We start from the raw sequence: 25,371 nt of genomic DNA on the forward strand, positions 1-25,371 counted from the left end.
AAGATGAAAACGGAAAAAGAAAAAATGATAGCTGGAGAAATGTATAATCCCGCAGATTCAGAATTGGTAAAGGATCGTATGGCAGCAAGACGTAAGGTTAGGCAATATAATCAAACGTTAGAGACAGAGGGAGAAAAGCGAACAAAACTATTAGAGGGATTATTTGGTTCGACAGGAGAAAATATCTATATGGAACCAAATATACGATTTGATTATGGTTATAATACATACGTAGGAGACAATTTTTATGCGAATTTTGACTGTACGTTTTTAGATATTTGTGAAGTGCGTTTTGGAGATAATTGTATGCTTGGACCAAGGGTACAAATCTATACAGCAACACATCCGCTTCATCCAGTGGAACGAAATTCTGGGATAGAAAGCGGAAAACCGATTACAGTTGGCAACAATGTATGGATTGGAGGAAGTGCAATTATAAATCCAGGAGTAACAATAGGAGATAATGTTGTGGTTGGAGCTGGTGCAGTCGTTACGAAGGACATACCAGATAATGTGGTAGTTGGGGGTAACCCTGCTAGAATCATTAAACAAATTGAACTATAAGATTCCTTTTGCTTAACTAATCAAGTTCTTTTAAACAAGTGGTGCAATTCCATTCACAAGGAATTGTACCTTTATTAATATAATTTTCCTTACTTTATATAATACATTTTAATACGAATTAGTACCAAGTAATAGTAACAAGTGATAAAATATTGATGACACTATTATAAGGAGGGGAAACCGTGAAAACTCAAGTAACAGATCTATTCGGAATTCAGTATCCAATCATACAAGGTGGTCTAGCTTATTTAGGTTATGCAGAACTAGCTGCTGCTGTCTCAAATGCCGGAGGACTAGGGCAAATTACTGCAGCAACATTACGTACGCCTGAAAATCTTCGGAATGAAATTCATAAATTACGTGAGTTTACGAACAAGCCTTTTGGTGTAAACTTTGCTATTGCAAAGTACAACGGTGAATACGAGGAATTATTAGAAGTGGCAATAGAGGAAAAGGTACCGGTAATCTCTATTACTGGTGGTAATCCAAAACCTGTGTTAGAACGACTCAAAGACGAGAATATTAAGACGCTTGTCCTTGTTTCAGGAGTTAGACATGCACAGAAAGCAGAACAGCTTGGAGCGGATGCACTTATTGCAGTTGGACAAGAAGGTGGAGGTCATTTAGGGCGTGACGATATTGGTACAATGGTGCTGATTCCTCGTATTGTAGACCATGTATCCATTCCCGTGTTAGCAGCAGGAGGAATAGGCGACGGCAGAGGTTTATTAGCAGCTTTTTCTCTTGGTGCAGAAGGTATCGTGATGGGGACTCGTTTTATTGCTACCCAAGAATGCGTACATGCACATTACGACTATAAAAATGCGCTTTTACAAGCGCAAGAAACAGACACGGTCATTATTAAAAAATCATTAGGTGCCCCAGGACGAGTTCTTCAATCAGATTTTGCTTTAGAAATTATCGATCGAGAACATCAAGGAGCAACGTACGAGGATCTGAAAGATATGATTAGTGGCAAAACGAATTGTAGATATATTTATGATGGTCATGAAGAAGAAGGGTTTGGCTGGGCTGGGCAGGTAATTGGTCTTATCAACAACGTACCAACAGTACAGGAATTGTTTGCTGAGATGATTTTAACAGCAGAAAATAGTCTGAGCCGTATTCGTAATATTATAAGAGGGTAATCCAGTAGATAATATTAATAAAATAAATGCACATAAATAACTCTATGGAGCTTTTAATAGAAGTATCTGCGATGTGAATTATAGTAAAACATTTAGCGAAGGCAGAATTGAGGAATTGAAGGAAAAGCTGTAATCCGTTAGTTGTAACTGTAAACAATAAAGAGAGCAGACAGCTTATAAAGGATATTGTAGTTCCATCCGCTATTAGGCTATAATAAAACATAGTATAGCAATGAGGAATGTGAGTGACAACACATGATAGACATAAGCAAGTTAACCCAAGGGAAGAATCTAACGGAATTGGATGCCCAGATTCTTAAATATATCGTAGAAAATATCGATACGGTTTTACAAAAAGGTGTGCGTGAAATTGCTAGAGATAATTATACATCTTCGGCAACGGTTATTCGTTTATCGAAAAAGTTGGGGTATACAGGATTTGTCGATATGTATTATCAACTCGTTCCACAAGTCAAAAAGGCAAGTCTACAACAAACGGAAGTGATTGGTGACTTTCCAGAAATTCGGCTTCAGGATTTTTTTGAATATAATACAATGGAAGAAGTCAATCTTTTTATTGAAAAGGTTCTACATTTAAGACAAAACTATATTTTTATATATGCAACAGGTTTCTCGGCGATTGCGGCAGAGTATCTATATAAAAAACTGCTTGTTCTGGGGAAAAAGACCATTATTGCCAGTGGAACGGATTCGATAGGAGTTTTTGAAAATAATTTAGAAGACATTGGTGCGCTGGTTGTCATATCGAAATCCGGTGAAACCCAACAAGTGATTGATAAACTAAAAGCGGCGAAAGAACATGATATCTTTACAGTTTCATTCACAAAGGAAACGGAAAATCGAACAACTGAAATAGCCGATCTCAATTTTAAGTTGTTTGATAACAATAAACTAGATGACCGGAATATGCTACCGAACATTTTCTTTCCTAGACTTTTGATGTTGTTTGAATATATTTTGAAAGAATATTTCGGGCGTTTAAATAAAAATAATGATGAGAAGTGAAACGTGTTTCAAGATATGAAACACGTTTTTTGTGGTCTTGAAACTATCGACATTAATTTGTTGGAGGGGTACACTATATGACGTAAACAGGAGATTCACTGGAGGTGTAAAAATGAAGGCCAAAATGATGGAAGGAATGCAAAGGTTTTCAAAAGCCATGTTCATTCCTGTACTTATTTTACCAATTGCTGGTATTTTAATCGCACTTGGAAATTTGTTGACCAATCAAAGGTTAATTGAAACCGTTCCCTTTATGGATAATCCAATCATGACAGGATTCGGTTCTATTCTAACTGGATCATTGGTTTCGATATTAGGTAACCTAGGGCTGATCTTCAGTGTAGGTATCGCAATAGGATTAGCAACGAAAGAAAAATCAATAGCTGGATTTACTGCATTACTAGGCTATTTAGTTTTTGTAAACGCTATGAATAAATTTATGGAACTAACTGGCCTTTTGACAGAAGCTGAAGCATTGCAGGGTACTGGACAAACATTGGTATTAGGCGTTCAAATCCTTGATATGGGTGTTTTTCTAGGTATTATTCTCGGTATTATAACCGCGATTGTTCATAATAAGTTTGTTGATACTGAGTTTAAAGGTGCATTCCAAATCTATGGCGGGTCACGTTTTGTATTTATTGTACTTATTCCAGTCGTTGTATTATTGGCAATTGCACTAACTTATATTTGGCCGTTTTTCCAAACAGGCATTAACAACTTAGGTACGCTGATTAATCGTAGCGGCAGCTTTGGAATTTTCTTATACGGAATGTTAGAAAGACTATTGATTCCAACAGGTTTGCATCACTTAGTATACACGCCATTCCTTTATACATCATTGGGTGGTGTGGCAGAGGTTGGCGGACAAGTATTCGAAGGAGCAAGAAATATTTATTATGCTGAAATTTCGGATCCATCTGTAACACGTCTTTCTGAAAGCGTAATATGGGATGCGCGTGGAATAGCAAAAATGTTCGGATTACTTGGTGCATGTTTAGCAATGTACCACATGGCAAGACCAGAAAATAAAGCAAAAGTAAAAGCGATCTTAATTCCAGCAGCATTTACTTCATTTATTGCTGGTGTAACAGAACCAATCGAGTTCTCGTTTATGTTTGTCGCACCACTTCTTTTCGTAGTTCATGCTGCGCTAAGTGGCTTGAGTATGGTGACATTGAATCTTCTGGATGTCCGGGCTATTGGTCCAAATGGAATGATTGACTTTCTGCTATTCAATTTACCTTTAGGTTTCGAAAAAACGAGCTGGCCAATGTATATCTTAGTTGGATTACTTTTCTTTGGAATCTATTATGTGGTTTTCCGCTTCTTAATTACGAAATTTAACTTCAAGACAATTGGTCGGGAAGATGACGGTAAAGAAGCTAAACTATACTCGAAAAATGACTATAAAGAAAGCAAAGCAAAAGGGGAAAACACGGTATCAGATCAAGATCAGGGAGAACCAGCAATGGCAAGTGTTATTGTCGATGCGCTAGGAGGATCTGACAATATTAATACGGTAACGAATTGTTACACGAGACTCCGATTAACTTTAGATAAACCAGACATGGTCGACGAAGCGACATTGAAGAGTGAAACCGGGGCAAGCGGTGTCATTATTAAAGACCAAAATGTTCAAGTCGTATATGGATTACAAGTAAGCAACATTAGAAAAGCGGTAGATAACTATTTAGGTAGACAAGTAGACGAATAAATATAGAGAGGACGAAATAATATGAAACAATTTTCAGTCGTAATCGCAGGTGGAGGAAGCACGTATACACCAGGTATTGTAATGATGCTGTTAGATAACTTGGATCGTTTTCCAATTCGTACATTGAAATTGTATGATAATGATCATGAAAGACAAGCAGTGCTTGGTGAAGCGCTTGAAATTGTGTTAAAAGAACAAGCACCTGATATCAATTACATTTTTACTACAGATCCAGAAGAAGCATTCACAGACATTGATTTCTGCTTTGCTCATATCCGGTCAGGTCAATATAAAATGCGCGAAATGGATGAAAAAATCCCGTTGAAACATGGTGTTGTGGGGCAAGAAACATGTGGTCCAGGTGGGATTGCTTATGGAATGCGCAGTATAGGGGACATGATTGAATTGATCGATACGATGGAAAAATATTCCCCAGACGCTTGGATGTTAAACTATTCTAATCCAGCAGCGATTATTGCAGAAGCATGCCGAATCTTACGCCCCGATTCTAAAGTCTTAAATATTTGCGATATGCCTGTTGGAACAATCCGCAGAATGTCACAAATCATTGGGAAAACACCACAGGATCTAGATGTTCGTTACTTTGGATTAAATCACTTTGGCTGGTGGACAAGTGTAAAGGATAAAGAAGGTAACGAATACTTGCCACAAATCCGTGACTATGTTGCGGAAAATGGATACTTAACGCAAATTGAAGTGGATACACAGCATATGGACCAAAGTTGGCAAGAAACACACAAGAAAGCAAAAGACCTATTAGCGGTTAATCCTAGATTCTTGCCAAATACCTATTTGAAATACTATCTCTACCCTGATTATGAGGTAGCCAATGCTAACCCAGAATATACGCGTGCAAATGAAGTAATTGATGGTCGCGAAAAAGAAGTATTTTCAACTGCTAGAACGATTGTTGAAAAAGGTACAGGAGAAGGCAGTGAATTCGGAATCGGCAGTCATGCAACATTTATTGTGGACTTAGCTCGTGCAATTGCTTTCAACACACATGAACGAATGCTCTTAATTGTAGAAAACAATGGAGCAATCGCAAACTTTGATGATGATGCAATGGTAGAAGTACCATGTATTGTTGGTACAGATGGTCCAGAACCATTAAGTCAAGGAAAGATTCCCGAATTCGAAAGAGCTTTAATGTATCAGCAAGTAACGGTTGAAAAACTAGTAGTACAAGCATATATCGAAGGAAGCTATCAAAAATTATGGCAGGCTCTTACACTCTCTAAAACTGTACCGAGTGCCAAAGTAGCGAAGGATGTATTAGATGATTTGATTGAAGCAAACAAAGACTACTGGCCAGAATTGAAGTAATGACAAAGCTAAAGCGGGCGGATTGAATATGCAGTAAACGCGATATGCGTCAGTTGAGATGAACTCTTTATAAATGAAGGGAGCAGGCGAAAAAGGGAACTATTTTCGTCTGTTCCTATATATAATCGGAGGTAACAGCATGTTAAAGAAATTATTTGGCAAAAAAGAGACATTAGAAAATTTAGTTTCACCGATAACTGGGAACATCTTGAAAATTGAAGCTGTTCCGGATGATATGTTCAGTCAAAAAATGCTTGGTGATGGGATTGCGGTTGAACCGACAGAATGAATTGTGGTATCCCCTCTCGATGGTGAAGTTGTTCAATTTTTTCCAACCAAACATGCCGTTGGAATTCGGGGAAACAATGGGTTAGAAGTTTTAATTCATATCGGTTTAGAAACAGTTGCACTTAACGGAGAAGGGTTCGAAGGTTACGTTCAACAAGGTGATAAGGTGCGTGCTGGTGATAAACTAATCAGCTTTGACTTAGAATTAATCAAAGAAAAAGCGGATAGTATTGTTTCGCCAGTTGTTATTACGAATTTTGATCAAGTTCAAGAATTAGTAAAAAGTGAGGATAGTACTGCGAATCATGGTGAATCTGTATTGTTGAAGGTGAAAATAAAATAAGGCGAGTGTATAATCATTCTCTATCTGTAAGGCTGTCCTAATTACGGACATCTTTTTTTGTAAGCAGATATGATTGGACCAGTAACAAGCGGGCATACGATCTAGTTATCCGTTAGGTTGTAAACCATTCAACTCCGGTTTAACAAAGTATGTGGGAGTTGAATGGTATTTTTTTCTAATTAGATAAGTTAGTTCATAAAGCTAGTAAGAAGCTATCAAAACAACGGGAATTCTAACTTAGCCAAAACGATTACAGTTACTTCTTCTTGTAATATTTAAATCCCCTTCAAATGTGGATCCTTCCAGAACATCGTCATTACGAAACCTAGTATAATCACAACTGCACTAAAATAAAAAGGGAAATTTATATCGATATCAAACAGCATACCTCCCAGAACTGGTCCAAACACATTGGCAAGCGAAGTGAAGAAGGAGTTCATCCCGCCAACAAATCCTTGCTCATTACCGGCGATGCGTGAGAGGTAGGTCGTTACAGCCGGACGAATAAGGTCAAATCCGATGAATACCGTAAATGTCACTGCCATGATTGTCCAGTAGGTGTTTACGAGTGTCATCGCGAAAACTAAAATCGTCGAGAATAGTAATGACCAACGAATGATATTAACTTCCCCCATATATCTGGTTAATGGATCAAATAATAGAATCTGGAAGAGTGCACCGATAATTGCACCACCTGTAATGGCAATAGCTATATCCGACGGGCTAAATGCAAATTTATGGTCAACATATAGGCTGAATAAAGAATCAAATGCAGCTAAACCAAATGATGCTATGAAAATTACGATAAAGGCAATAAAGAACATTGGCTTTAACATTTTCTTTAAGCTGTTCTTTCCAGCTAATGGTGATTCATCCAACGTGTCTTCTGCTTTAGAGCTAGGCTCCTTCAATGTGAAAATGGATAAAATCGCGACTACAAAAGCAAAAGCAGCGGCTGAAAAAAATGGAACTCTTGTACCGATTTCCGCCAAAAAGCCGCCGATGCCAGGCCCGATTATAAAACCGGTGTTAATTGCTGCAGACATATAGCCAAGTGCTTTTGGGCGTTTCTCTATTGTGGTAACGTCGGCAATAAATGCCGTCACAGCAGGCATGATAAAAGCACCACTTACGCCACCTAAAATACGTGATATAAATAGAACTTCTATTGTTTTTCCCAGTCCGAATAATAGTTCGGAAAAACTGAAAATAAATAAACCGATCACAATCATAATTTTCCGGCCGAATTTATCAGCAGCTTTTCCAGCAAATGGAGAAAAAATTAATTGTGTTAAAGCAAATGCTGCGGTTAAATAGCCAACAACGGTACCACTAATATTTAACTCATTCATTATTGTTGGCAGTACAGGTATAACTAAACTGATTCCTAAAAAGACAAAAAATATGTTCATAAGTAGTATGGCTAATGTCATTTCTTTTCTCTTCTTCATCTTATGTCACCTATATTCTTTTCCTAAGTAATATTAGAATTCTACTCTTTTTCCCTCATACATGCAATCTTTATTTTTCGATTTTTGTTTCGTGTACATACCCACTCTATTTAATAAAAAAGTGGATTGCAATTAAACTTCTTTTAATTCTTGATATTAGGTTTTAACTATCAATTATCTGCATAATTATAATTTAACTTAACAAACAATTTACAGTTAATTAATATAATTCTGTTAAACTTATCGGTATTAAGGCTTAGGGGGATTGTTACATGAAGAAAGTTATTTTATTTGCTGCAACATTACTATTTGCAGTAGTTTTAGCAGCTTGTGGTGATCAGACGGAAGAAAGTGATGCTTCTACAGAAGGCGCTAATTCTAGTGATACAACAGAAAATGAATCTATTGAAAAATTGTCCATTGGATTTGTACCTTCTCGTGAACCAGAGGAAATTATTACTGCTACAGAACCGTTAAAGGAGTTATTAACAGAAGAGCTATCTGGCTTAGGATATGACATAGGTGAAATTGAAATAAATGTAGGTACAAATTATGAGGCAGTTGGAGAAGCACTCTCAGCCGGAACAACGGATATTGGATTTATTCCAGGCGGTACATATGTATTGTATGATGACGGTGCTGAAGTTATATTAACAGCAACACGTGCAGGTTTAAGCAATGACTCGGATAATGCTGCAGATTGGAATGAAAATGAACCAACAGAACCAACGGATGAACAAACAACTTCATATCGTGCATTATTAATTGCAGGTCCATCAGAGAACGGACAAGCTTTAGCCGAGAAAGTAAATAATGGGGAAGAGCTGACATTTGAAGATGTAGATAATGCGACTTGGAATGTGATGTCATCGTCATCTCCAGCGGGTTACATTTACCCTGCATTATGGTTGCAAGAAAACTTTAATAAGACAATTACGGACTTATCAAAAGCGGTACAAGCTGATTCATATGGAAGTGCATTTGCTCGTTTAGCTACCGGACAAACAGATGTATTAGTTACGTATGCAGATGCACGTCGTGACTTTGTAGACACATGGACGACGGAATACGGTCGTGACGCTGATATCTGGGAAGAAACAGATGTCATTGGTGTTATGCCAGCAATCTATAATGACACCATTAGTGTGAGCAAAAACTCTGAAATAATGAATGATGATTTGAAAGCAGCATTAAAGAAAGCATTTATGAATATTGGAGAATCAGAAGAGGGAAAAGAAGTTATTGCGATCTACAGTCATGAAGGGTATCAAGATGCGACAGATGAAGACTATGATAATGAACGAAAGGCCCAGGAAATTGTGCAGCAAGTAGGGTCAAACTAAGGATCAGAATGCAAATAGAATGATAGAAAAATGAGAACGTTATTCTATGTTCTCATTTTTTTCTAGGATTGGAGTATCATCATGATTGAATTTAAACAAGTCCAAAAACAATATCCCAATGGTTTATTGGCGTTAAAGGATATTGATCTTCAGATTGATCAAGGAGAATATGTAGCTATTATTGGGCTTTCAGGCGCTGGGAAATCGACGTTACTGCGTTGCGTTAATCGTATGCACGATATATCAAGCGGCTCTTTGAAGGTAGACGATGTCGAAATCAGCACATTAAGAGGAAAGGGGATACGCCAATTGCGTCGCAGCATTGGAATGATTTTTCAGTCATTTAACTTAGTCACCCGTATCTCGGTTATGAAAAACGTGCTTGTTTCTTTTGTTCCTGAAATACCTTTATGGAGAAAGGTGCTAGGTGTGTTTACAGAACAAGAGAAAAAACAGGCGTTAATTGCACTTGATCGGGTTGGTATTTTAGATAAGGCATTCGTTAGGGTTGATCAATTGTCAGGCGGACAGCAACAGCGTGTAGCTCTCGCGCGTACACTTGCGCAAAACCCCAAAATAATTTTAGCTGATGAGCCTGTGGCATCACTTGATCCAGTAACTGCAAATCAAGTAATGGAAGACTTCAGGCGAATTAATCAGGAACTTCATATGACCGTTATCATGAATATTCATCATGTCGAATTAGCACTGGAATATGCGAGTCGAATTATTGGCATACGTGCTGGAGAAATTGTCTATGATGGACGCACAGAGGATGTAACAGACGAGATTTTAGAACAGATTTATAAAGGGTCTGTTGAAAAAGGGGAGGACATTGCCCGTGCTCGCGAAGCTGTTACCAACTAAGAAATTAACACTTCCAAATGGAAAAGTAGTAGTGGAAAGGAGGTCCATGACGCCCGTTATTATTCTGCTTTTACTCGGATTTTCCTACTGGTCTATTCAAATTACGGGGTTCGATCTTGAAATTCTAATCACTAGAATCCGCCAGTTCTTTGTCATTATACAAGAGATGCTTTCACCAACATGGGCTTATGTTCCGCATATTTGGAAACCATTATTAGATACTATTAAAATGTCACTACTTGGATCACTTTTAGGTGCCATTTCTGCATTGCCGTTAGCGATACTTGCAGCAAGTAATATTGCGAAGGCAGCCTGGATTTCATCTGCAACCAAATTTGCCCTAAGCTTATTGCGTACACTTCCAACATTGATTGTTGCTCTTATTGCTACCTATATTTTCGGACTTGGAACGTTTGCGGGAACTGTTGCAATTTACTTATTTACAATCGCATATGTAGGCAAATTACTATACGAGCAAATAGAGAATGTCAATATGGATGCATATGAGGCGATGCATTCGATGGGATTAACAACAATCCAATCATTTCGGTATGCTATTTTCCCGCAAATACTACCGAATTATTTATCGACTTCCTTGTTTTGTTTTGAGGGAAATGTTCGTTACGCAGCTATTTTAGGGTACGTTGGAGCAGGTGGTATTGGACTGCTGCTAAATGAAAGTCTTGGATGGCGAAACTACGCAAATGTAGGCATGATTTTACTGATGCTAGTTGTTGTTGTCTATTTGATTGAATCGATTAGTGAACATTACCGAAAGAAATTAAAGTAGGAGATTACATATGAATCATATCGATAAACAGTACGAACTGGAACCGAATCGCCGTCTTACACAAATAATGACAGCATTGATCTTGATTATCCTTTTTGGTTGGTCGTTGTCTGCCATCCAGTTTGATGAATTAACAGTGAATGGACTTACAATCTCCAAAAATATCCTGTTGGGTCTCGTTCAACCAGATGTAGAATTGTTGTTTAATTTTACGAATGGGGTACCTTATTTGCTCATTGAAACAGTAGCAATTGCTTTCTTAGGTACCATTGTAGGAGCAATTCTGGCAATTCCGCTTGCTTTTTTATCCGCATCAAATATTGTACCGAAGCCAGTAGCAATTATCATTCGCTTATTGCTCGTTTTTATTAGGACAATTCCTGCCATTGTTTATGGACTAATGTTTATCCGGGTAACCGGTCCAGGCCCGTTTGCAGGCGTTTTAACAATGTCTCTAACAAGTATAGGAATGTTGGCAAAGTTGTATGTAGACGTTATAGAAGATTTAGATACGTCTATTCTGGAGTCGATGGAATCATTAGGATGTACCATGATAGAAAAAATACGTTTTGGTATACTGCCACAGCTTTCAGCTTTGTTCCTGTCCATCATCATCTATCGATTTGATATGAATCTGCGTGATGCAGCTGTTCTAGGATTAGTTGGAGCAGGTGGAATTGGTGCTCCGCTTATATTTGCCATGAATTCATATCGCTGGGAAGAGGTTGGTTCAATTTTAATTGGTCTTGTTATACTTATTTTAATTGTTGAATATGTGTCCAATAAAATTCGGACAAAGTTAGTAAGGGGATAACGCTTGGAGCGCTGATATGGCTTATTGTAATAATGCCGTTTCCAGTTGGAATGTTATTACTCTATTTATTTTTAAGGCGGCCATTATATAGTTGGTTTATCACATATTTAACAACATTGAGCTTGTATACGCTCATACATATTTTAGTAAGTTACTTTTCCCATTTCCATTCTTTAATTCCTGCTTGGAAATTATCTTAAAAAACTTCTAAACAAAATGGTGCATTAGTTGAAAAGGCAAAAGGAGCTTGGGTGCCGAGCTCCTTTTTGTTCTTTTTATATTTGGTTTTCAACAAAAAAACATCGAAAATCGTAATTTATTTATTGTGAAACGATAAATATAATGATAAAATCAAATAGAATAATAAAGTGAGGTGTATTTAATGAAATATGGTTCAACACTCTTTTTAAGGTTAGCATTATTTCTTATTGGAACTCCGGTTCTTGCTTTATCTATATTCGGAGTGTATTGGTTAGTTAATAATCCAGCAAATCCAGAATATGATCATATTCTGTATCCCATTATAATTGGTATGTATGTATCAGTGATTCCGTTTTTCTTTGCTTTGTACGAGGCTTTTAAACTTTTAAGCTATATTGACAAGAACCAGGCTTTCTCTAAATTATCTGTTGTGGCTCTAAAGAAAATTAAATGGTGTGCAATAACAATCAGTGGGTTGTATGTGCTTATTATTCCTTTTGTTTATATCGTAGCAGAGCTAGATGATGCACCAGGTCTCATCATTATCGGAATGGTCCCTATTTTTGCTTCGATGGTGATCGCAGTCTTTGCTGCGGTTCTCCAAAGACTTTTAGAAGAAGCGATTCATATAAAATCCGAAAATGATTTGACGGTATGAGGTGATGATATGGCGATTATAATTAATATTGATGTGATGTTAGCAAAACGAAAAATGAGTGTTACGGAATTATCTGAGCGGGTTGGCATAACGATGGCAAATCTTTCTATATTGAAAAATGGGAAGGCAAAAGCAATTCGGATTTCAACGTTAGATGCCATTTGTAAGGCATTAGAGTGTCAGCCGGGTGATGTATTGGAATATCGATCCGATGAGGGTGGCACCAATTAAGTAACCTTTTTCCAAATCCAGTAGTTATAAAAAAGACTGCCTTCAAGTGAGGACAGTCTTTTTTTTCGTTTATACAGTAGTAGGAACAGCTATTTCATCCACTGGAACGCCAAGCGCTCTGGCTACACCTTCGCCATATGCTGGATCTGCTTTATAACAATTGTTAATATGTCTTAATTGAATTTCCTTCGTAGTTCCTTGCATATTTTTTGCTGTGTTTTCAAATAACCTTTGCTGCTCTTCTACAGTCATTAATCGGAATAACCTACCGGGTTGTTCATAGTAATTATCATCATCTTCTCGGAAGTTATGATAATCCGCAGTACCAAAAATATCTAGAGCTGGTTCTTGGTGTTCCTTGCTGTCTTCCCATTCACCATAGCTATTTGGGCTATATGTGACTTGATTTCCATGAGGGATGACTCTCATAGCACCATCACGGTGATATGGGTTGAAATTCTTCGCGTTTTTCGGATAGTTGACTGGGATTTGCCAGTGGTTTACACCTAAACGATAGCGTTGTGCATCTCCGTATGAGAATAAGCGACCTTGTAACATTCTATCTGGAGAGAAACCAATACCAGGAACAATGTTGGTTGGAGCGAATGCAGCCTGCTCAACTTCTTCAAAGTAATTCTCTGGGTTGCGATTTAATTCAACCTCACCAACTTCAATTAGTGGGAAATCCTCTTTATACCAAACCTTTGTGATATCAAATGGATTATCTTTCATGTTTCTTGCATATTCTTCTGTCATAACTTGGATAAATAAAGTCCATTTTGGATTATCTCCGCGTTCAATTGCTTGAAATAAATCTCGTTGATGGCTTTCGCGGTCGCGACCAACTAATGCTTCAGCTTCTTGTTCAGTCAGATTTTTAATTCCTTGTTGTGTTTTGAAGTGGAATTTTACCCAAAATCGTTCATTTTCTGCATTGAAAAAGCTATACGTATGACTACCAAACATATGCATGTTTCGATAGCTTGCTGGAATACCACGGTCACTCATCGTGATTGTCACTTGATGCAGTGCTTCCGGTAAGCTTGTCCAAAAATCCCAGTTCGCTTGAGCGCTATGCATATTCGTTTTTGGATCACGTTTTACAACATGGTTTAAATCTGGGAACCGCTTCGGATCTCTCATAAAGAACACAGGCGTATTATTTCCGACAAGATCCCAGTTACCTTCCTCTGTATAGAATTTCATAGATGTACCACGAATATCACGTTCTGCATCAGCAGCCCCGCGTTCGCCAGCAACAGTTGAGAAGCGGACAAACATATCGGTTTTCTTACCAACCTCTGAGAAAATGTCTGCTTTCGTATATTTTGTAATATCGTTCGTAACGGTAAATGTCCCGTATGCACCGGAACCTTTCGCGTGCATACGGCGCTCTGGGATTACCTCACGATCAAAGTGAGCTAGTTTCTCGAGGAACCAGTAATCTTCCATTAATAACGGGCCGCGTGGACCGGCTGTCTTAGAATCTGAGTCATTTGGTACAGGATTACCAAATGCAGTAGTCATTCTTTTTTTGTTTTCATTTATATTCCCCAAAATAAATACCTCCAAAGTATAATAGTTTTTAATTTATATTAATTATAATTTATTTCTATAGATGCTATTTTATATAAAGATATTTAGTAAGTCAAGAACGAATGATCTTATTTTAAAATATTTTTTTCTCAATTAAATTATATAATTGATAATTATAAACTTTGGTGAATTTAGGGAATTTTGTGTGGTATAGTTTTTATTAACAAATGAAGGAACACTAAATTTAGGTGGTACAAAGTTATTTTTTAAATCTGTCGATAGAATTTCGGTAATATATATTGACTCTGTGGCGCACCCCACAGTTTATAATTTAAGACGAGCGGGAGGGACAGGATGTATAAGGTTAGTGATTTTTCTGAGATGACCGGATTAAGTAAAGAAACATTACGATACTATGCCGAAGTAAAATTGCTTGAACCAGCATTTATTGATCCAAATAACAACTATCGTTATTACGATGATGGAAGTTACTTCCTGGCAATCCTCCTCGTAAAGTTGCGGAGACTTGGCTTTACCATACAGGAAATGGTCTGTGTCATGGAGGATGAGTCATTTGCAAATTTAGATGGGCTGTTAATACAAAAAAGACATAAAATTCAGAGGGAAATAGACGATCTTCTGCTTCGGGTTGAAGAGATCGATGCTTTTCTTGAATCTGGGAAGGAAGAAAACAAATGATCCAATGGAAAGAAGAAATCACTATTGATACAAATATTGAAAATGTATGGAGCCTATTTTTAGATAGAAACATCAAACAGATTATGCCTAAAGTAGAGAAACATACGGTGATTGAAAAAAAGGAAGATGAGGTTGGAGCAAAGCACGAACAAACCTATCGGGAAGGAAAACGGCTTGAAACGTATATTGTAGAAACGTTAGCTTATGAAGACTTAGAAGATAAAAAGTACAAGCAAATACGTTTTGTTTTAGGTAAAGCTTTTGAGATTAATCTATCTTTTAAATTACTTAAAATTAGTGATACACAAACGGCATTTATTTATGAGGGTAGTAATAAAGGGGTTAATTTTGTAGGAAGAGCAATGTTGAAGCTAGGAAGTGAGAAAAGCAACAATAAAGTTGTAGAAGAGTTTATGCAAAAAGTGAATGAGGAAGCAATGAAAATCTAGATTCGTAATTTGTGACTTCGAAAACGATTAAGCGATTAAAGTCCTACAAACATAGCGTCCCGTTAATTGGGGAATAAAAAGCAAAGCTCGCCGGTTCGAGTTGATTACGAACTGGCGAGCTTTTTGATTCTTTAAGCTAAAAAATGATATGAAATTGGTATAGACAACTAGTTTAACGTGGGATACAATATATTTCGTTGTTATCTTTAATTTTTTACGGATGAAATAAGGAAGGGTTCGAAAGTTATAACCTTAAATGAAAGCGTATTTTTGGGGTAGAATACTATATTAAGTACGTTACACATTTTTTAATTTATACACTCCGTAATTAACAACATATATAAAACTTTTGATAGGAGGAAAACAGGATGATGAAATATCTCCAAAGTATAGGTCGTTCATTGATGTTGCCGGTTGCAGTATTACCTGCAGCGGCAATTTTAATGGGGATAGGTTATTGGATTGACCCATCAGGCATGGGGGAAGGAAGTGCGGCAGCTGCATTCTTAATTAAAGCAGGGTCTTCCATTATTGATAATATACCAATCTTATTTGCAGTAGGAATTGCGTTAGGTATGTCCAAGGAGAGAGACGGTGCTGCTGCACTAAGTGGGCTAGTTGCATACTTAGTCGTAACTACACTACTTTCCGTTGATACTGTTGCATTATTGCAAGGAATTAATGTGGAAAATGTAAACCCAGCCTTTGAGAATATAGAAAATGCGTTTATTGGAATTCTTTCTGGGGTTGTAGCATCAATTATGTTTAATCGATTTAGTCATGTACAATTACCAGCAGCGTTAGCTTTCTTTAGTGGGAAGCGAGTTGTACCGATTATGACATCTGCTTTAATGCTTGTTGTTGCTGCAGCATTATTCTTTGTCTGGCCTGTAGTTTATACAGGATTAGTTAATTTCGGTGAAATGATTAGTACATTAGGGGCTATTGGTGCAGGGATTTATGGATTTCTTAATAAATTATTAATTCCAATTGGATTACATCATGCGCTTAACTCTGTGTTCTGGTTTGATGTAGCGGGAATAAACGATATTGGAAATTTCTGGGCGGGAACTGGTGAAAAAGGAATTACAGGTATGTATCAAGCCGGATACTTCCCGATTATGATGTTTGGCTTACCTGCAGCAGGACTTGCGATGTATCATGCGGCAAAAACAAAAAGGAAAAAGCAAGTAGGATCCTTAATGCTTGCAGGAGGTTTTGCTTCCTTCTTAACTGGGGTTACCGAACCTATTGAATTTGCTTTTATGTTTGTAGCGCCGTTTTTATATGTTGTTCATGCCGTATTAACAGGTATCTCCATGGCGATTGCTGCTATGTTTAATTGGACAGCTGGTTTTGGTTTTAGCGCGGGGCTAATTGACTTTATATTAAGCTCCCGTCTGCCAATGGCTAATGAACCGTATATGCTATTACTCCAAGGACTGGTATTCTTTGTTATCTACTATATTATATTTAGATTTTTAATTGCAAAATTTAATATCAAAACTCCTGGTAGAGAAGATGATGATGTGCTTGAAGCGGAAGAGGTAGAATCTACTGAAAATGCCGATGACAATAAATTCGCAGCAATGGCAGCGAAAATTTACGAAGGTTTAGGTGGAGAAGAAAACGTTACCTCTATTGACAATTGTGTTACCCGATTAAGACTGGATGTGAAAGATTCGTCTGCAATTGATCAAAGTAAAATTAAGGCTACAGGTGTACCAGGGGTAGTTGTTACTGGTAAAAACAATGTTCAAGTTGTTGTTGGCACACAAGTTCAATTTGTAGCTGACGAGATGAAGAAGATTCATAAGTAATAAATGATTGGGAGTGTCCTAATCGCTTGAACAGCCTAGCGTAGATTATCTAGAACGATAGCTTACGTATTAAAATATAGTCGAACGTAATAATTAAATATCCGATACAAGACATCATTGCTTTTACGTAACGATAAAAGGAAAGTGTTTTCTAAAATGATAATCAAAGAATCGCCAATACCACTTTATTTTCAATTGGAACAAGTGATAAAAGAGATGATTGAAAAGAAGGAGTTAAAACCTGGAGACTTAGTTCCTTCTGAGCGTGAATACGCTGAGAAGTTCCAAATCAGTCGAATGACTGTAAGGCAAGCAATGAATAATCTTACGAGTGAAGGCTATTTACAGCGTAAACGTGGGAAAGGAACCTTTGTTGCTTTTAAGAAGTTCGAACAAAATTTGGACTACTTAACAAGTTTCTCAGAGGATATGCGTTTACGAGGAATGATGCCAGGAACAAAGGTATTAGAATTTAACATTATAAAAGCAAGTGGATGGTTAGCCAAGAAGTTAGGACTGGAGGAAGGCTCATCAGTCTATGAGATAAAAAGGTTGCGTTTAGGGGATCAGCGGCCAATCGCATTTCAAATCTTTTATACGTCAGTAGATCGTATTCCAGGCCTTACAAAGAAAATTGCAGAACAATCCATTTATCAGCATATTGAAAATGAGACTGAACTTCGGATTTTGTCCGTTGAACAGGAAGTGGAAGCAACAATCGCTCGTAAGCACATGGCTGACGCGCTTGATATTAAAATTGGTGATCCGATTCTCTATATTTCCCGAGTTAGTCTCACTGAAAATGATATACCTTTAGAGTATGTACAATCATACTATCGTGCTGACCGCTATAAATACAAAGTTAAAATTAATCGATAACATAGAAGTATGAAGAAAGGGGAAATTTTTAGTGAAAAGATTATTAGATTGTACGGCTTCTGATTTTCAAAAAATGAATGGCCAAGACTTAAAGCAGTCCATTCAAGCCTGTGAAGGAAGAGTAATGCTATCAGAGACAATGACTTCTGTAGCGCCATTATACCCGAGCGTCACCAATGCTGAACTTGCATCTGCGTTCGGTGCTGATTTACTCTTATTAAATTTATTTGATGTGTTTAACCCTGCTGTTGAAGGGGTTGAATGTGATCAGAATGAATCAGTCATACAAAAAGTGAAGGAACTAACGGGACGTCCTGTTGGCCTGAATTTAGAACCAGTCGACCTTCATGCCGAACAAATAGAAAAATTAGATACAGTTTCAAAAGGAAGATTGGCTACCGAAGAATCCTTAAGGGAAGCGAGAAAATTAGGTTTTGATTTCATATGTTTAACAGGTAATCCTAAAACAGGTGTGACAAATAATGAAACGGTTGTTGCTATTCAGAAGGCTCGTGATGTTTTTGGTGAAGAAGGATTAATTATTGCTGGAAAAATGCATGGTGCTGGAGTTACAAATGAAACAGGCAGCAGTATTATTTCAGAAGATGCACTATCCAGTTTTATTGAAGCGGGAGCGGATGTTATTTTAATGCCTGCTCCTGGAACAGTCCCTGGGATTACATTGGATACTGTCCAAAACTATGTTCAATTTGTTCATTCAAAAGGTGCGCTGGTAATGCTTACAATTGGGACGAGCCAAGAGGGAGCGGATGAGGCAACGATCCGCCAAATCGCGTTAAATAGTAAAATGGCTGGTGCAGATATTTATCATATAGGGGATACAGGCTTTTACGGAATTGCTGTCCCGGAAAACATTATGACCTATTCCATCGCTATCAGAGGAAGACGCCATACGTATGTAAGAATGGCTGCATCTGTAAAGCGTTAGAAGTTTGCAAAAAGGTTGGTGAAAGATATGAATTTGGAACTGATTGTACAAAATAAGCAAGAAGCTATTCAGGCAGAAAAACTAGGGTCTCACCGTCTAGAACTCGTATCCGCAATGAAAGAGGGAGGGCTAACCCCAAGCTATGGAGCGATCAAACAGGTCCTGCAAAGCGTAAAGATTCCTGTTCAGATCATGGTTCGCCCCCATAGCTATCATTTTTACTATACAGAAGATGATTTTCAGGTGATTTGTGAAGATATCGAAATGATTACAAAGCTTGGGGGCAATCGAATTGTCTTCGGTGCACTAAATCAGAATGGTACCATAAATGAAGAAATGCTTCGTGAGATTATTCGGCGGTTCCCAGATATAGATATAACCTTTCACCGCGCGTTTGATGAGGTTCATTCACAAGAAGCCGCCTACCGTACTTTACTCCAATTCAAACAGAATGTAAGGCGGATTTTGACATCCGGCGGAGAAGTAAATTGTGAGAAAGGCAAAGACCAGTTAGCAAAATTGGTAAAACTATCTTTCGGGCTAAACGGACCGAGTATCATGCCTGGTTCAGGACTATCACCAGAAAACATTGCGGGTATTCATCAAATGGTAAGTGCAGAAGATTATCATTTTGGTAGTGCTGTAAGGGTGGATGGCTCATTCGCAAACGAACTTTCACAATCCGCAATTCAACGAATACAAAAGGAATTGATGTAAGGTTTATTTGTGCTTAAGTACTATTTGGTGGCTCAACAACTTAAAAATCCAGTATTAGTGTCCAATAACCTAATGCTGGATTTTTTATGTATCGATTACTTTCTACCAAAGATTCCGTGATACATTAGAATAGGATCTTTGCGATCTGCATAAAACCATGCATAACATGTATGCAACCATCCGTTGACAAAGTGCATTTGCTCCGTGATAGAAAGAAAAGCATTGTTATCCTAAACTAGAACTAACAAAATGAAAGGGGTTTCGTGCATGACCTTTGGTGAAAAACTTTTTAAACTAAGGAAACTAAATACAACAAGACAGGCGATTAGTAAATGGGAAAAATAATAAATTATTGATTCAGAAACTCGATGAACAACAGAATTTTATACATAAAAATTTAGAAAAACGTTTTTTTTTCGATTTTCGTTTTTAAGTGAAAAAATTAAATTTATAGTTTCAAAAAAAAATTGAGATATTTATATTCTTTTAGCCACGTACTCAACTGAATTTTTGAATTTAAGGTCGTGCATAATTTTATATATATATTTAAATACCGCACGGTTTTTAATTTGCAGGAAATTTTATGTATATATTGGGAGGTTTTTAGGAGGTTAGCGTCGAATATTGATTTATATTGTATTTTTGAAAAAATTAAATTGGAGGTACTTGTTTAATGAAAAAGTTTATGACAGTTAGTATTTTATCCCTCATTTTTATGTTGGTTTTAGGTACTAATGTAGGAGCAACAAGCGCAGGAACAAACGTTGGAGTTTCTGAAAATCCACCAGCTGATGCAGAAACTGAAAATACTGAGGGTATGTCAACTCTAGGTTTGGGTAAACCGACTAAATCACATAATTTAAAAAGTAGTGGAGAGATGAAATTTTCAGGAAGTGCAGCAAACTCTAACCTATATACAAATAAATACTTTACTGGAGCCAGCAGTGTTTCAATAGAAGTGCGCAATTTTAGAGATGGAAAACTAAAATATAAACTTTATAAAAAAGGAACAATTGGTGCGGTAGGGACATTTACTCTGAACGCAAAACAGAGCCAAATATCTGTTCGTAATTTGGATTCAAAAGGACAATATTATATAAAATTTTATGGACCAAGTAATTTTAGTGGATCAGTAAAAGCTAATTGAATTAATAATTTTACAAGTGAAACGTCGTGATCTTTTTTCTCATGGTGTTTCACTCTGTTATATTTGAGTTTATTTTAGGAGAATGTTGATGACGACCACTAAACTTAAGATAATTGCATTGATATCGATGTTTATTGACCATGTTGGTCAATTTATATCTAATACTCCAGAATGGTTTCATTGGGTAGGTAGAATTGCAGCCCCAGTGTTTATTTATGCTCTAATTATAGGTTATCAATATACTTTAGATAGAAAAAAGTACATCATTCGTTTGTACCTATGTACTTTGGGTATGGCTATATTAAACCTTATTATTAATATTGTTTTTAATGAAACCCAAATGTATATAACGAATAATTTTTTTGCTCCTCTTTTTTTGATAATAATATTCATTTATTTTTTTGAGAAAAAGCAAATAAAATATGTTTTGTTTCTTGTTGTATGGCAAATGCTAGTTTTTTTGATTAGTATGCTGTTTTCAGAGATAGATTGGCGCTTTATTAGTGATGCTAGTGTTGTTTATCAATTTTTCGGTTCTATATTTGGTAGTGTTTTTTTTGTAGAAGGTGGACCGTTTTTTGTACTTTTAGGCTTGCTTCTTTATGTAACTAGAAAGACTAAGATTGGTATTAGCGTTGTTTATATCTTATTTTCTATATTTTGTTATGTTGTATACTCTAAATGGGGGTATAGACCAGATTTCTTTGCGGAATACCTAATTCAATATGCTGGGTATCAATGGATCATGATAATAGCATTACCGTTAATATTACTTTACAACGGTAAAAAAGGGATTGGTTTGAAGTACTTTTTTTATGTTTTTTATCCTGTACACATTTTAATTTTATATTTAATTGGTGTTTATTTATCTCAATTAGGTTAAGTATTAAAATAAAGAATGGCTTGAATTATGGAAGGAATCTACGAATAATCCAGACATCACGCAAGTGGATGTTCGTAAGGGCAACTTGGGGAATTTGGTTTCCCCCAATCCCCTTGATTAAAAATGTTTATTGATTTATGCTATTCAGAAAGTGATGTCGCCAGTCCTGGAGCGACGAATAAAACAGGGATCGTTCTTCTCAATGACGATTTATAAAAGGGAGTCGCAAACCCATTATGCGACTCATTAAAATGTGGGTAGGAAAGTAATAAGACAGTGAAAGGTCATAGGAAACTATGGCCTTTTTTGTTTTGCTTTAAATTCCTTGATAAGAAATGTACCGGATTTTGTGAGATGAGCGCTTATATTTATGAAGAGGGTCTGTTTATGAAATAGATATTGTTTAAGGCTCAAACATAGTAAGACAGATCAAAAGTTTTTAAAAAAGAAAGGTATTTAATAAAACAAAGTAAGTAATAAAAAATAAAGGAGTGATAAGAATGGGAATGATCGAAATTAAAATAAAGATACCAGTAGAATTGATTGCATTGTTGTTTTTGCTTTCGTACAGGCAAGGATTTCCAGAGACAGAAAAGCTCTTGATGATCGGAAATATTTTTGAGGTTTCCATATTTGCTTAAAGAGACTGCGCAATCAAAAGAGGAAAATGATGATGGATATTATGTTAGCAAAGAAATGGCAGAAGGGTTCTTGCTGAACCAGAGATATCATTCAATAAGACTCTATTCAATTGAGTATTAAGGTACTTTGAAAAAAATAAGTTAATAACACACTTTAAATAGATTGTATTTTACAAACTTTATAAAATTTTATATGATCAATATAGATTTTGGGATAAGCTGTAATGGTTGCTTCTCCTATGCCTAAAGTAATTGGAGGTATCAGCAATCTGAAACAGTAACATTCAATAAAAAATACGAGAGCGGTAATAACGTGGAGAATATCTTGCCGATAAAAAATCAAATGAATGGTGTGTTTGTACATGTGTCGGATTTGAAAGCTTCTGCAAAATGGTATTGTGACCTATTAGGAATGGATGTTGATTTAGAACAAGTTGTGTCACCGGTTTTAACGTCCCGGTAGTAGGGACATCATCGCTCACTTTAGATGATCACACCTTTGATCCGTTTTTCAAACATCATGTGAGCCCTAGTCCGATTTTCAATTTTTATGCACCCAATATTGATGTTGCTTATAAATACGTGAAAGAAAAAGGGATCGTAATTGTGAGAGAAATGGAGTGGGTGGAAGACACAGCCTAGTTTAATATAAAGGATCCAGATGGAAATGTCGTCATGATTTGTAATTGCTAAGGACTCCATGATCGGTTAGTTAGTGGGCACCTTTTTACTTTGATTTATACAACAGCATATATAAGAAGGATAGTGTTCATCTACCTCAAAATTTGAATTGAATCTATAATAAGGGGTGATTTTAATTACCTTTGAAAAGGAGTACCTGACAACTATAATTGAACAGTTTAAACATTTTAAAGAACGTGCAGAAAAGGGAATCGAACAATTATCTGAAATGGATTTACACTGGAAGTCAAATGAAGAGTCGAATAGCATTGCAATTATTATCAAACATTTGAGTGGGAATATGCACTCTCGATGGGTAGATTTTTTAACGGCGGATGGAGAAAAAGCTTATAGAAATAGAGACTTAGAATTTGTTGATCGTAATGAGTCAAAGAAACATCTGATGCAGATTTGGGAAGATGGATGGAAGCTGCTTTTTCATACAATCGGGAACCTTAACGGAGAAGATCTAAATCGGAAGGTTACACTAAGGGGGAAATCGATTAGTGTGCTTCAAGCAATTCAAACAGAAGTCGTTCACATTAGCTATCACGTAGGGCAAATTCTTTATATCGGGAAACAAATCAAGGGAAAAGAATGGATCATTTTAAGCATTCCGAAGAACAAATAATTAGGATAGCTATAATCTGCAGTGATGTTAGAAGAAATTGTATAACAATAACTAAACCAGTCGAAAATCAAAAAGGGCTTCCCTATCCCTATATGATTCATTGTTTGGCTGAGCTTAAAGAGGAGATTGATTAGATGACTGATAAGATACGAACAACTGAGAAAGTTGATCAAATGATTGATCAATTGTCACCTGACATTCAAGAGATTACAAATGCATTGCGGAAAGTTATTTTTGATGCTTCGCCCAAACTTATTGAAGAGTTCAAATGGTCAATGCCTAGCTATTCATATAAGGGGCTCGTATGCTATCTGCAACCTGCTAAGAAACATGTTAATTTAGGGTTTTATAAAGGAAATGAAATTGAAAGTGACTTATTGAAGGGTACAGGAAAAGCGATGCGCCATATAAGAATTACAAAGCTTGAGGATATTCAAGAGGACATCTTCACTTCGCTTGTTGAAAAAGCAATCACATTGAATGAATCTAAAGAGTGAAGACTATAAATACTAGAACGCTACAATTATCAATTTTACTTGTGATACTTTCTGTAAAAATGATAAGTAGCTTTTATACGGTTATGTTTAGGTGTGATGAGCCAAATGAAATGATTAACCGGATCAATTGGATGAGAGAGCAGAGCCTAATTGAAATCGGTTAGGTTGGGGGCGATTAAATGGAGAAGTTTGTGGAGCTTGAGCATATTAGTAAAGCGTACAATAATCAACAGGTTTTACGTGATGTTTCGCTTACCATTGATCAAAAACAAGTTATTGCAATACTGGGCGGGAATGGTACTGGAAAAAGCACCATTTTACGATTGATAGCGGGACTTGAGAAGCCAACTTCTGGTAAGATTATTTATCCTAATAAAAAGATTAGAATAGGATATGTACCAGAGAGGTTTCCAAAAGATATACGTTTCACTCCAAGTGAGTATTTGTGTTACATAGGTACAATTACTGGAATTTCAAAAGCGCGTCTTGGGAAAAATATTCCAGCATTTTTACGTCGATTTCAGTTAGAAAAGCTGGATAATCACCGGATAAACGAACTTTCAAAAGGAAACATCCAGAAAGTTGGGATCATCCAAGCTATCATGCAAAGGCCAGAGCTTTTAATCCTGGACGAACCTATATCCGGACTTGACGCTCAAGCCCAACAGGAATTACTACTTGTAATCAAAGAATTGAAAGAACGAGGGTCGACAATACTATTAACCTATCATGAATCAAACATCTTTGAGGATATAGTGGAAACGACTTACTATATATATAATGGCCTTCTTTCAAAGACAAAGATGAAAAACGAAAAGGATTCATTGAAGTTAATAGAAGTAAAGCGGTTGGATGATTCTCAGGTGAAACAATGGGAGGAAGTATTGCACATGAAGGAAATGGATAATGGGTTGTTACTATATGTTCATGCGAATTATAGTGATAAAGTTTTATCGAGAATCCTAGCATTACAAGGAAGCATTAATCAAGTAACAACTGTAGATAACGATGGAGAGTGGGAAAGGGAATAAGATGTCCCGCTATTTCCAATTAT

At 36.6% G+C, this 25,371-nt stretch carries 25 protein-coding genes and 3 pseudogenes; 26 read left to right on the top strand and 2 right to left on the bottom strand.

Annotated elements, in window-relative coordinates:
- Window positions 1-3: 3 nt before the first annotated feature.
- From NST46_RS08290 to NST46_RS08315, 6 genes and pseudogenes are all read left to right on the top strand, one after another.
- Window positions 4-564 carry a sugar O-acetyltransferase gene (locus tag NST46_RS08290; protein ID WP_341137032.1) on the top strand — a complete coding sequence of 187 codons (561 nt, stop codon included), beginning with the start codon at window positions 4-6 and terminating at the stop codon, window positions 562-564.
- Window positions 565-746: 182 nt separating this feature from the next.
- Window positions 747-1,712, top strand: coding sequence for an NAD(P)H-dependent flavin oxidoreductase (locus tag NST46_RS08295; RefSeq protein ID WP_095313043.1), 966 nt, complete (start codon window positions 747-749; stop codon window positions 1,710-1,712).
- Between the two features lie 255 nt (window positions 1,713-1,967).
- Entirely contained in the window at window positions 1,968-2,738 is a 771-nt protein-coding gene (locus NST46_RS08300) for a MurR/RpiR family transcriptional regulator (RefSeq protein WP_341137033.1), read from the top strand.
- Window positions 2,739-2,850: 112 nt separating this feature from the next.
- Window positions 2,851-4,455, top strand: a complete 1,605-nt coding sequence (locus NST46_RS08305) for a PTS transporter subunit EIIC (RefSeq protein ID WP_303449387.1) — start codon at window positions 2,851-2,853, stop codon at window positions 4,453-4,455.
- 21 nt (window positions 4,456-4,476) lie between these two features.
- Window positions 4,477-5,802, top strand: a complete 1,326-nt coding sequence (locus NST46_RS08310; protein ID WP_341137034.1) for a 6-phospho-alpha-glucosidase — start codon at window positions 4,477-4,479, stop codon at window positions 5,800-5,802.
- Between the two features lie 139 nt (window positions 5,803-5,941).
- Window positions 5,942-6,433 (top strand): annotated as a pseudogene (locus tag NST46_RS08315) (PTS sugar transporter subunit IIA).
- Window positions 6,434-6,708: 275 nt separating this feature from the next.
- Here NST46_RS08315 and norA read toward each other — a convergent pair.
- Window positions 6,709-7,884: a multidrug efflux MFS transporter NorA gene (gene norA / locus NST46_RS08320; protein WP_341137035.1), complete on the bottom strand. Its 1,176-nt coding sequence runs from the start codon at window positions 7,882-7,884 to the stop codon at window positions 6,709-6,711.
- 272 nt (window positions 7,885-8,156) lie between these two features.
- Between norA and NST46_RS08325 the strand changes: the two genes are divergently transcribed.
- From NST46_RS08325 to NST46_RS08350, 6 genes are all read left to right on the top strand, one after another.
- Window positions 8,157-9,227, top strand: a complete 1,071-nt coding sequence (locus NST46_RS08325) for a phosphate/phosphite/phosphonate ABC transporter substrate-binding protein (RefSeq protein ID WP_341137036.1) — start codon at window positions 8,157-8,159, stop codon at window positions 9,225-9,227.
- An 81-nt stretch (window positions 9,228-9,308) separates the two neighbouring features.
- Window positions 9,309-10,094 (top strand): phosphonate ABC transporter ATP-binding protein, encoded by a 786-nt coding sequence (gene phnC / locus NST46_RS08330; protein ID WP_341137037.1) that lies wholly within the window; start codon window positions 9,309-9,311, stop codon window positions 10,092-10,094.
- Window positions 10,069-10,884: a phosphonate ABC transporter, permease protein PhnE gene (gene phnE, locus NST46_RS08335; RefSeq protein WP_095313051.1), complete on the top strand. Its 816-nt coding sequence runs from the start codon at window positions 10,069-10,071 to the stop codon at window positions 10,882-10,884. The genes phnC and phnE (NST46_RS08335) overlap by 26 nt, the downstream gene beginning before the upstream one ends.
- Before the next feature lie 10 nt (window positions 10,885-10,894).
- The gene (gene phnE / locus NST46_RS08340) at window positions 10,895-11,698 is read left to right on the top strand and encodes a phosphonate ABC transporter, permease protein PhnE (RefSeq protein WP_341137038.1); all 804 of its coding nucleotides are present in this window, start codon (window positions 10,895-10,897) and stop codon (window positions 11,696-11,698) included.
- Window positions 11,699-12,080: 382 nt separating this feature from the next.
- Window positions 12,081-12,557 carry a DUF2975 domain-containing protein gene (locus NST46_RS08345; RefSeq protein WP_341137039.1) on the top strand — a complete coding sequence of 159 codons (477 nt, stop codon included), beginning with the start codon at window positions 12,081-12,083 and terminating at the stop codon, window positions 12,555-12,557.
- 9 nt (window positions 12,558-12,566) lie between these two features.
- Complete coding sequence (locus NST46_RS08350) at window positions 12,567-12,788, top strand: helix-turn-helix domain-containing protein (protein WP_341137040.1); 222 nt, start codon at window positions 12,567-12,569, stop codon at window positions 12,786-12,788.
- A gap of 69 nt (window positions 12,789-12,857) precedes the next feature.
- Here the strand turns inward: NST46_RS08350 and NST46_RS08355 are convergent, their stop codons facing one another.
- The gene (locus NST46_RS08355) at window positions 12,858-14,315 is read right to left on the bottom strand and encodes a catalase (protein WP_445321735.1); all 1,458 of its coding nucleotides are present in this window, start codon (window positions 14,313-14,315) and stop codon (window positions 12,858-12,860) included.
- Window positions 14,316-14,678: 363 nt separating this feature from the next.
- On the opposite strand from NST46_RS08355, the gene NST46_RS08360 reads away from it, so the two are divergent.
- The 14 genes and pseudogenes from NST46_RS08360 (at window position 14,679) to NST46_RS08420 (ending at window position 25,348) form a co-directional block, all read left to right on the top strand.
- Complete coding sequence (locus NST46_RS08360) at window positions 14,679-15,023, top strand: MerR family transcriptional regulator (protein ID WP_341137042.1); 345 nt, start codon at window positions 14,679-14,681, stop codon at window positions 15,021-15,023.
- Window positions 15,020-15,472, top strand: a complete 453-nt coding sequence (locus NST46_RS08365; protein WP_340002728.1) for an SRPBCC family protein — start codon at window positions 15,020-15,022, stop codon at window positions 15,470-15,472. Before NST46_RS08360 ends, NST46_RS08365 begins: the two co-directional genes overlap by 4 nt.
- Before the next feature lie 368 nt (window positions 15,473-15,840).
- Entirely contained in the window at window positions 15,841-17,292 is a 1,452-nt protein-coding gene (nagE, locus tag NST46_RS08370; RefSeq protein WP_095313066.1) for an N-acetylglucosamine-specific PTS transporter subunit IIBC, read from the top strand.
- Between the two features lie 156 nt (window positions 17,293-17,448).
- Entirely contained in the window at window positions 17,449-18,171 is a 723-nt protein-coding gene (locus NST46_RS08375; protein WP_341137043.1) for a GntR family transcriptional regulator, read from the top strand.
- Between the two features lie 31 nt (window positions 18,172-18,202).
- Window positions 18,203-19,120: a DUF7916 family protein gene (locus NST46_RS08380; protein ID WP_341137044.1), complete on the top strand. Its 918-nt coding sequence runs from the start codon at window positions 18,203-18,205 to the stop codon at window positions 19,118-19,120.
- A 27-nt stretch (window positions 19,121-19,147) separates the two neighbouring features.
- Window positions 19,148-19,837: a copper homeostasis protein CutC gene (locus NST46_RS08385; RefSeq protein WP_341137045.1), complete on the top strand. Its 690-nt coding sequence runs from the start codon at window positions 19,148-19,150 to the stop codon at window positions 19,835-19,837.
- 267 nt (window positions 19,838-20,104) lie between these two features.
- Window positions 20,105-20,176 (top strand): annotated as a pseudogene (locus tag NST46_RS21865) (helix-turn-helix domain-containing protein); the annotation flags it as partial.
- 334 nt (window positions 20,177-20,510) lie between these two features.
- Entirely contained in the window at window positions 20,511-20,984 is a 474-nt protein-coding gene (locus NST46_RS08390; RefSeq protein ID WP_095313072.1) for a hypothetical protein, read from the top strand.
- Window positions 20,985-21,072: 88 nt separating this feature from the next.
- Complete coding sequence (locus NST46_RS08395; protein WP_095313073.1) at window positions 21,073-21,867, top strand: TraX family protein; 795 nt, start codon at window positions 21,073-21,075, stop codon at window positions 21,865-21,867.
- A 572-nt stretch (window positions 21,868-22,439) separates the two neighbouring features.
- Window positions 22,440-22,584: pseudogene (locus tag NST46_RS08400) on the top strand (helix-turn-helix domain-containing protein); the annotation flags it as partial.
- A 237-nt stretch (window positions 22,585-22,821) separates the two neighbouring features.
- Window positions 22,822-22,971, top strand: coding sequence for a VOC family protein (locus NST46_RS08405; protein ID WP_339315584.1), 150 nt, complete (start codon window positions 22,822-22,824; stop codon window positions 22,969-22,971).
- A gap of 345 nt (window positions 22,972-23,316) precedes the next feature.
- Complete coding sequence (locus NST46_RS08410) at window positions 23,317-23,820, top strand: DUF1572 family protein (RefSeq protein ID WP_341137046.1); 504 nt, start codon at window positions 23,317-23,319, stop codon at window positions 23,818-23,820.
- A gap of 134 nt (window positions 23,821-23,954) precedes the next feature.
- Entirely contained in the window at window positions 23,955-24,317 is a 363-nt protein-coding gene (locus NST46_RS08415; RefSeq protein WP_095313074.1) for a DUF1801 domain-containing protein, read from the top strand.
- Window positions 24,318-24,496: 179 nt separating this feature from the next.
- Window positions 24,497-25,348, top strand: coding sequence for an ABC transporter ATP-binding protein (locus NST46_RS08420; protein WP_341137047.1), 852 nt, complete (start codon window positions 24,497-24,499; stop codon window positions 25,346-25,348).
- The last annotated feature ends 23 nt before the right edge of the window (window positions 25,349-25,371 follow it).

It is taken from the genome of Oceanobacillus sp. FSL W7-1309 (assembly GCF_038002145.1).
In the GTDB taxonomy this organism is placed as follows: domain Bacteria; phylum Bacillota; class Bacilli; order Bacillales; family Amphibacillaceae; genus Oceanobacillus; species Oceanobacillus profundus.